This is a genomic window from Kitasatospora sp. NPDC001159, assembly GCF_053598235.1.
On sequence record NZ_JBSFJV010000176.1, the window covers coordinates 1 to 8,478 of the forward strand.

General features: G+C 69.6%; 6 protein-coding genes and 1 pseudogene. 3 read left to right on the forward strand and 4 right to left on the reverse strand.

Going from position 1 to position 8,478, the window contains the following annotated elements:
* Positions 1 to 707: 707 nt before the first annotated feature.
* Positions 708 to 1,636: pseudogene (locus ACWC9T_RS39620) on the forward strand (IS5 family transposase).
* Positions 1,637 to 1,666: 30 nt separating this feature from the next.
* Here the strand turns inward: ACWC9T_RS39620 and ACWC9T_RS39625 are convergent.
* The 4 genes from ACWC9T_RS39625 to ACWC9T_RS39640 all read right to left on the reverse strand — a co-directional run bounded on the left by ACWC9T_RS39625 (position 1,667) and on the right by ACWC9T_RS39640 (position 5,152).
* Entirely contained in the window at positions 1,667 to 2,296 is a 630-nt protein-coding gene (locus ACWC9T_RS39625) for a DinB family protein (RefSeq protein WP_449825895.1), read from the reverse strand.
* A 1,279-nt stretch (positions 2,297 to 3,575) separates the two neighbouring features.
* A complete protein-coding gene (locus ACWC9T_RS39630) occupies positions 3,576 to 4,007 on the reverse strand; it encodes an ASCH domain-containing protein (protein WP_449825896.1) in 432 nt (143 codons plus the stop codon).
* Positions 4,008 to 4,373: 366 nt separating this feature from the next.
* Complete coding sequence (locus tag ACWC9T_RS39635; protein WP_449825897.1) at positions 4,374 to 4,601, reverse strand: helicase associated domain-containing protein; 228 nt, start codon at positions 4,599 to 4,601, stop codon at positions 4,374 to 4,376.
* A complete protein-coding gene (locus ACWC9T_RS39640) occupies positions 4,598 to 5,152 on the reverse strand; it encodes a helicase associated domain-containing protein (protein ID WP_449825898.1) in 555 nt (184 codons plus the stop codon). The genes ACWC9T_RS39635 and ACWC9T_RS39640 overlap by 4 nt, the downstream gene beginning before the upstream one ends.
* On the opposite strand from ACWC9T_RS39640, the gene ACWC9T_RS39645 reads away from it, so the two are divergent.
* Together ACWC9T_RS39645 and ACWC9T_RS39650 are read left to right on the forward strand one after the other, a co-directional pair.
* Complete coding sequence (locus ACWC9T_RS39645) at positions 5,141 to 5,671, forward strand: NADPH-dependent FMN reductase (protein WP_449825900.1); 531 nt, start codon at positions 5,141 to 5,143, stop codon at positions 5,669 to 5,671. The two genes, ACWC9T_RS39640 and ACWC9T_RS39645, sit on opposite strands and share 12 nt — an antisense overlap.
* Before the next feature lie 23 nt (positions 5,672 to 5,694).
* On the forward strand, positions 5,695 to 7,248 hold the full coding sequence (locus ACWC9T_RS39650) for a DHA2 family efflux MFS transporter permease subunit (RefSeq protein WP_449825899.1): 1,554 nt from the start codon (positions 5,695 to 5,697) through the stop codon (positions 7,246 to 7,248).
* Positions 7,249 to 8,478: the final 1,230 nt, after the last annotated feature.

Here is an 8,478-nt window from a genome sequence, read left to right on the forward strand (position 1 = left end):
ACGTTTTTCCAGCCCGGCACACACCTCGCAACGCCGTGACCTGCACCGACGCCAAGCGCAAGGCTCCTCCGTGCCCACGAACTGCGGAACTCAGGCCGTTCAGCGGTCAGTTTTCGCCCGCCGCCGAGATGGTCAGTGTGTCGTGGATCTCGAAGCGGAGTGTTGAAGGCATCGAGCAGTTCGGCCGGAGCCGGCAGCTTGGGGTGGTTGGGCCAGGCTCGTCCACAGGAGCAGCATCGTGTACGCGCGGGGACCGGTTCACCGGAACTGTTCGTAACTCATCGTGACCTGACCAGGACTCGCAATCTACCGCGCACCGCTCGCAAACTACGGTGCTCCGTCACGCCGATCCTGTGACGGAGCGCCGTAGTTTGCGAGAGAACCGCAGGCCTACGGCCTGGTGGTGCGCGTTAGTTTGTGAGTGTGAAGCATGACAGTGTGCGAGTTCGTGGGCTGCGCTGGTCACTGACGGTGATGGTGAAGCGGTTCGAAGTGCTGGGCGATGAGCGCGTCGGAGAAGGCGTCGACGGCTTGAGCGAGCCGGGTAGACAGCACCCGCACCGCATGCACGACGCGCTGCCACACACGAGCCAACCGCACACAGACCGGGCTCGCCCTCTACGGGAGCCCGAACGCGGTCGAGGACGAGGCCGAGCGACCCGTTACTAGGCAGTGTCCTGGCGATCAGTTGAGTCGTTGATATGACTATGGGGAGTAGGGGTGATCTGACGGATGCCCAGTGGGAGCGGTTGGAGCCGCTTCTGCCGGTGAGCAACGGGCGTTGCGGCAGGTGGCGGGACCATCGCCAGGTCGTGAACGGGGTGCTCTACCGGATACGCACGGGCGTGCAGTGGCGTGATCTGCCTGAGCGGTACGGACCGTGGAAGACGGTGCATGAACGACATCGCCGCTGGTCGGCGGACGGGACGTGGGAGAGGCTCCTTCAGCGAATCCAGGCCGAGGCGGACGCGGCCGGCGATATCGACTGGGACATCTCGGTCGACTCCACGTCCGTGCGCGCGCACCATCATGCCGCCGGTGCCCGGCAGGCTCCGCCGCCCGCCCTTAAAGGGGGCTCCGCGCAGACGGTCAAAGCCGCTCGGATTCGGGCGGAACTGATCGACCGGCTGGCGGAGGTGGTGCGGGAGGTGAGGCGCTCGGCCGCTCGCGAGGCGGGTTCACCTCCAAGATCCACCTGAGTGCGGACGGCCGCTGCCGGGTGCTCTCGCTGGTCATCACGCCCGGGCAGTGCGCCGACTGCACCCAGTTCGAGCCGGTCATGGACAAGATCCACGTGCCGAGACTGACCTGCGGCAGGCCGCGTACGAAGCCGGACAGCGTCAGCGCCGACAAGGGATACAGCAACCGCCGAACCCGCCGCTAACTGCGCAGACGCGGAATCCGGCACGTCATCCCGGAGAAGGCCGATCAGGCGGCCAACCGGGTCCGACGCGGCCGTGCCGGCGGTCGGCCGCCCGGTTTCGACAAGGACCGCTACAAGAAGCGCAACACCGTCGAGCGGGCGATCAACAAGCTGAAGGTATTCCGCGCGGTTGCGACCAGATTCGACAAGCGCGGCTACGTTTACTTCGGCACCGTCACCGCAGCCGCACTCGTCATCTGGCTCCGCTCATGATCGCCAGGACACTGCCTAAAGCCACATGGGTCAGCTGCGGCCGAGCGGCGCGCCGTGCCAGCGCCAGTTCGTTCGGCGGGGGCGATCAGGCGTCTCAATGCGTCCGGTGGCCCACAGAAGAGTCGACCACGGGGTATCGATGACGGGGATGTCGGGGAACAGCCGCGCGAGGACTCGCTCACTCAGGTCCTGCGGGGGCTCCCAGACACGGTTCAGACCCTGGGCGATGTCGTGGGTGTGGACCAGGGTCTCGACGACGCCCATCGCTGCGAAGCCCTCCGGGTCGGAGGCACCGAAGACGTGCGCGGCCAAGGTGGCCGCGTCGGTGGTATCAACGACGGTCGCGAGCAGTCCGCCGCAGGCCTCCACAACGGTCAGGAGCCCCTCGGGCCCTGCCTCGTGGTCCCCGAAGATGACATTGGCCGGTCCATCCGGTCGATCACTGGAAATGCGCAGTGGGACGCGCGGTACGGCGATGGGCTGCGCGAGCCCGAACCGTAGCGCGTACGTGAGCAGGTCGTCCGCGAGGTGCTCGAGGGTCTCCCAGCAGGTCCACTCCAAGCCGCCAGCCTGGGCATGCCATTGGGCAGCCGGGACGCCTTCGAGGACGTGGACGCAGTAGGCGACGGCCTGGCGCACGTGGTCCCCGTTTACCAGCATGTGCGGTTCTCCGGGCTGTGGCATGCGGAGAGCCTACAAGCTAGAGCGGTGTGATCGGCTTGGCGGCCTTCGCCGCGTTGGCACCGCAGACTGGAGGGCCTGGTCGGGGCAACTCCAGCCTGCGCCAATTCTTCGCCCACGCCCACCACACCGGACGCGTCCTCCACGACCCCACCACACCACTCAGCGCCCCCCAACACCGCGGCTTCCGCGGCCCCAGCCTCACCCTCGACCACCAACGCGCCCTCTACCAGCGCTGGACCCACAACCCCGACACCCACCCCCACGAAGCGCTCATCGGCCTGGCCGCCCTCCTGCACGCGGCCACCACCACCGAGCTACGCCACCTGACCGACGACACCACCGACACCGACCGCCGGACCCTGCACTTCCCCGGCCGACCGAACCCGACCCCGCTCGACAACGCCACCTGGGCAGCACTCAGGCGCTGCCTCGACCACAGAGCCAAGACCGCGACGGCGAATCCGCACATCCTGACCATCCGCCGAACCGCGACCACCCACACACCCGCAGGCGCCGCCCACATCCGCGACAGCCTCGCCCCAGCCGGACTCCTCCCACGGATTCTGCGTTCCACCCGACTCCTGACCCTCGCCCACCAACTCGACATCGAATTCCGCGAACGAGCCGGCACCGTGCACGGACATGAACGCCATGTAGTCCCGTGGGAGCGGCGTGCCCCACCGCGCTTCCGCGGCCGACCAGTCGATCTCCTCGTCAGCGCCAAGATCCGGGGGAGGATCTCGGCCAGCGCTGCGATGCCCGTTGGGTCTTCCACGGCAATCCCTTCGATCAGCTCACCGAGAGCCTATGAGAGTGCAGTGACAACCAGAACAGCGAGGTCAGACGTTCTTGTTGGCTGTGACCAGCACTTTCCCAACAGGCCCTAGACGCGACCACCTGCCATGATCGCTTTGACAGGTTCCGACGAGGCGATCCGTGTTGGCGCCGTCCCACTGCGTCCCGCCTGCCCACCGATGACCCTCACCAATGCCGCGTGACAGCCCGATCGTGGCTGGCTTGCCGGGCCAGTCCGCCGTACAGAATCCGTGAGCCGGCACCGCCCGAGGTCCCCGCAAGAGAGGGCAGGTGCCGGGGCCGCCACCAGCACGGGGATCACCGTCGAGGTGTGGGTACTTCTGCTCCGCAGACGGGCAATAGCCCTCTCGCCTGCGGGTCTTCGGTCCGCGACGACCGCCGCTTCCACACCGCCCTGCGGCTCCCCGAGCGCTACGGACCATGGGATCGGGCTTACGAGTCACGGACTGCCCGGATCGTCGGGCTCGACCACTCGGAAGCGTTCGGCAATGACGAGAGTGTCGTCATCGATGACTGGGGTGCGACCGAGGAACTCGCTCACGCCGTCGCTCCGGAAGAACTCTTCGTGAGCCGCCCGCCACTGCGCAACGTCGGAGTAGCCGCGGCCCTCGGCTCGCGCGAAGTCGTCGTCGATCTCCGTCATGGGAACGACCCGTACGTCGACGAGCTCGATCGTGACGGTCGGACAACCCTCGGAATCGAGCACCGAGAATCGCTGACCGGTCATCGGCACTGCCTCGCCGGCGTGCTCGAAGATCTCCAGGAGGCCCGTGAGCGCGGTCTTCTGACCGCTCAGGATCGCCGCCACTCCACGGTCACGTTCCGGACCAGGGAAGGCGAGTTCAAGAGTCGGAAGGTCGTCATGTCCCATCGAGCGAGGGTACGAAGCCCGGTCGCGTTGATCAAGGGTCACCGCCCCGCTCGCTCCCAGCACCGTGCACCCACAACAGACTCTCACTTCCGCTTGCGCAGCCGTCGGCGCATCAGCTCCGGCTGGCTGTCGGGGGCCCGAGATCGACCACCAGGTCGTGGCCGCGCTGGTCCAGTTCCGGATGGCCACGGCTGAGCAGCTGCGCGTCCTACACATGGGGCGGGGGCGGGCTGGGGCGCGGCGGCCCCAGAAAGACCGTCAGGCCACCTCTACACCGTCCGCCCGCCGCGTTCCTCCAACGCGGCGGGCACAGGCGGGCAGAGACGGCCTGGAGCGCTTCTCGGCGGGCACCGGGCCCGGCCGGGGTCAGTGCCAGTGGAGTCCGAGTGCGGTGAGCTGGTCGAGCTGTTCGCCGGTGAGTTTGGCGCGGCGGGTTTTGGTGTTGGAGATCCACACGCCGAGTTTCACCAGCACGGTGCCGCCGTCCGGGCCGTTCTCGTCTAGTTCCTCGACGTGGCCTTTGGGGACGGTCACCGATCCGGTGCGGGCCTTGTACTGGGCGAGCGCGGTCAGGCCACGGTCAAACGCGCTCACCTTCCCGCCGGCCTTCTTCGCTGCCGCGCCCTTCGCCTCCTCGGCCGGGGCTGCCAGCGGCTGGATGCCGAGTGCGGCCAGGCGCCTCTGCTGTCCGTCCATGAGGCTCTGCCAGACGATGTGCTGGCGCTGGCGTTCCAGCCACCTGCCGATGTCGTGGCCGTGGATCGTCGCCAGGGCAGCAGGTCGGCCGGCTGCGCCCCGCCCGTCAGGCATTCGCGGACGGCGGCGTAGTGGCGTTGCCAGTCGAGTGGCCAGGTGGGGTTCCAGTTTGGGTCGATCTCCGCCAGCGCCTCGATCCGGTCGGGTCGGTTGGTGAGGGCGCCGGGTCGGCGCTGGTTGGACGGCCACTGCCCGACCGGCTTGTCCAACGCGGTCGCGGTGGGCGGGGCGGTGAGGGTGCCGTGGTGGGCGTGGTACTCCCGGGCGGCGGTGAGGTTCTCCTCCCACGCGGCGTCCAGCGGGTCCCACACCATCCCCAGGGCTTCGAGCCGCTCGACCCGCTTGCCCTTCATCAGTCCGGCGCTGTAGGCCTTGCGCTGTTCGCTCACCCAGTGGTCGCCGACTGGTTCGTCCGCACCGCCGGGCAGCGCGCGGACCTCGACATCGACGTCGTCGACCTGGCCGAGCACCCGCTGGCCCACGTGGGCGAGGAGCCCACCGCCGAGCAGGCCGAACGGCACGCGGCCCTTTCGCCCCGACTAGCCGCCGCCGACGCCTTCGTGGTGATCACCCCGGAGTACAACCACAGCTTCCCGGCCGCCCTCAAGAACGCCATCGACCTGCACGGCGCCGAGTGGCGGGCCAAGCCGGTCGGCTTCGTCTCCTACGGCGGGCTCGGCGGCGGGCTGCGCGCGGTCGAGCAGCTCCGGCTGGTCTTCGCCGAGCTGCACGCCGTCACCGTCCGGGACACCGTCAGCTTCCACAACGTCTGGGGCCTCTTCGGCGAGGACGGCGAGCCGGTCGACCCGACCGTCCAGAACGGCGCCGCCAAGGGAATGCTCGACCAGCTCACCTGGTGGGCGCACGCGCTTCGGGACGCCCGCACCGTCCGCCCGTACGGCGTCTGAACCGCGACCGGGGGGGAACGAAGATGAGCACCGCCACCGAGCCGGTCACGGCCGGGACAACCACCGACACAGCCACTGCGGCCGCAGCCGGCCCGCGCAACGCGGCCGTCGCCGCCGTCGTGGTCCTCGGCTCGCTGATGACCGTCCTCGACACCACGATCGTCAACGTCGCCCTCAACCGCCTCGCCGGGGACTTCGGCGCCCCGCTGGCCACCATCCAGTGGGTCACCACCGGCTACACCCTGGCGCTCGCCACCGTCACGCCGGTCACCGCCTGGGCGATCGGACGGTTCGGCACCCGCCGCCTGTACCTGACCGCGCTCACCCTGTTCGTGCTCGGCTCGGCGCTGGCCGGCGCTGCCTGGGACGCCCCCTCGCTGATCGCCTTCCGCGTCCTTCAGGGCCTGGGCGGAGGCATGGTGATGCCGGTCGGGATGACCGTCCTGGTCCGCTCCTCCGACCCGGCCCGCACCGGCCGCACCATGAGCGTGCTCGGCATCCCCGTCCTGATCGGCCCGCTGGCCGGGCCGGTGCTCGGCGGCTGGCTGGTCGACGAGGCCTCCTGGCGCTGGGTCTTCCTGGTCAACCTGCCGCTCGGCGTGCTCGCCCTCATCCTCGCCGCCCGGCTGCTGCCCCGCGACGGCGGCGGCACCCGCCGCCGGCTGGACCTGCCCGGCCTGCTGATGCTCTCCCCGGGCCTGGCCGCACTGATCTACGGGCTGGGCGCCGAGCACGGACACCCCGCCGCGGCCGGCAGCCTGCTACCCACCCTGGCCGGCGCCACCCTGGTCGCCGGCTTCGTCGTCCGGGCGCTGACCGTCGGGGAGCCGCTGATCGACCTGCGGCTGCTGGCCCGGCGCGCCTTCGCCGGGCCCGCCGCCACCATCGCCCTGTTCGGCTGCGGCTACTTCGGCTCGATGCTGCTGCTCCCGCTCTACTACCAGCTGGTGCGCGGCCAAAGCGCCACCGACGTCGGCCTGCTCGGCATCCCACAGGCGCTCGCCACCGGCATCACCATGCAGTTCTCCGGCCGGCTGTCCGACCGCTTCGCCCCCGGCCGGATCGTGGTCACCGGCACCGCCCTGGCCGCCACCGGCTTCCTCGGCTTCACCGTCCAGGTCGCCGCCGACACCCCGTACCCTCACCTGATCGCCGCCCTGGTGGTGATGGGGACCGGCATCGGCATGACGCTGATGCCGGCCATGGCGGCCGCCACCCGCAGCGTCGCCCCGACCGAGGTCCCGGCCGCCACCACCCTGGTCACCATCGTCCAGCAGGTCTCCGGCTCGGTCGGCACCGCCCTGATGTCCGTCCTGCTCACCGGGGCGATGGCCGACCGGCTGCCGACCACGGTTGCCGGCGGGGAAGCCGGCGGCGCACTGGCCACCGTGCAGGCCCTGGACGGCGCCGCGCGGGCCGCGCTCGCCCCCGGCCTCGCGGACGCCTTCCGGGACACCTACGGCTGGGCCGTCGCCCTGCTCGCACTCGCCCTGCTGCCCGCACTGTTGCTCTCCCGCCAAGCCCCGGGCGGCGGCGCCGCCGGGAGCGCCAAGTCACGCCGAGTGCACACCTCCTGACGAACTCCACCAAACCCCCATCGAGCCGCCCCCACCCCGTACGCTGATTTCGCTACCGGTGGGGGTCGGCCCATTCGGTCAGCCCGGCAACCGGGGGTCGGCGGCGGACGAGTGCCCAGGTCATAGCGGTGGAATCGGGCTGTCGCCCCGGGCCCGGCCTGGTCTGAGCAGGGGGAGTGACGAAGGGGCGGATCCGCGCGCATGGTCGACGACCACCCGATCTTCGCCGAGGCGCTGGCCGTGGATCTCGCTGCTGAGCCCGATGCGGAGGCCGTCACTTCTCCCTCACCACTGGCTGACCAAACCCCGACTGAATGCGCTGGAGGCCGCCACCCACGGGTGACGGTCTCCAGCGCATTCTCAGAGGGCAGGCTCTTATCTGGAGGTGGGGGAGTGTGAGGGACGTTGCTCTGCTTGTCACCTGCAGGGATGGTCTTCGGCTGATCGCCACGCACCGCCTGCCGGGCGATAGTTACGTTCGGCACGTGGACCAAGCCTTCACAGCGCAATGTTCCGTCTCGCCGTCACCGGCCTTCACCGATGGGTTGTTGCCGACGCCCGTACGTTCGACCTTCACACCGAGGCCACCGCCTACCTCGCCTCGCTACGGGCACGGGGCTGCTCGTCGAACACCGAGCGCACCTATGCCAGCCGGATCGCCCTCTACCTCAACTACTGCGCGCTGCGCCGCCTGGACTGGACGGCTCCGGGCTTCATGGGGCTGGCCGACTCTCCGTCGGCCGCCGGTAACTCACACAACACGAGATACACCAGTCGCTGGACAGACCCGCTCGGTACCGCGCGCCGGGCACGCCGGCGAGGCTGGCGCGGGCGGCGAGAGACATGTCCCTGATGGTGGTTCACCCTCATCGCCCAGCGGTGCGCTTCGTCGTGGGCGACCCGATCGACGCTGTGAGTTCCCGCATACCGAGGGCTCGGCGTTTCACCACTCCCGCCCCGCATCCGCCGCCGGTGACCGATCGGAGCCCGCACCAGTTCACCCGGCATGACGAACCTTCAAGGCATTGTCGGGCCAGCGACGTGGGAGTGGCCGGTGAGCTGAAGGACCTACTTCGGCTGCGGCCTTTCGGCGCCTGGCGGCATGCCTCGGGCCCTCCCCCTTCAGCGGTGTGGGTGAGGATCCCCCGGTGGGCGGGAGGTGCTGATCAGCAGGTCAGGGTGGGTTGATTGGTGTTCAGGTTCGTTCGTTCGGTGGCTGCCTGTTCGGCG

Coding starts and splice junctions, on each gene's coding strand:
- ACWC9T_RS39625 (WP_449825895.1), bottom strand. CDS start 2,296: ATGCTGGTAAACGGGGACCACGTGCGCCAGGCCGTCGCCTACTGCGTC.
- ACWC9T_RS39630 (WP_449825896.1), bottom strand. CDS start 4,007: ATGGGACATGACGACCTTCCGACTCTTGAACTCGCCTTCCCTGGTCCG.
- ACWC9T_RS39650 (WP_449825899.1), top strand. CDS start 5,695: ATGAGCACCGCCACCGAGCCGGTCACGGCCGGGACAACCACCGACACA.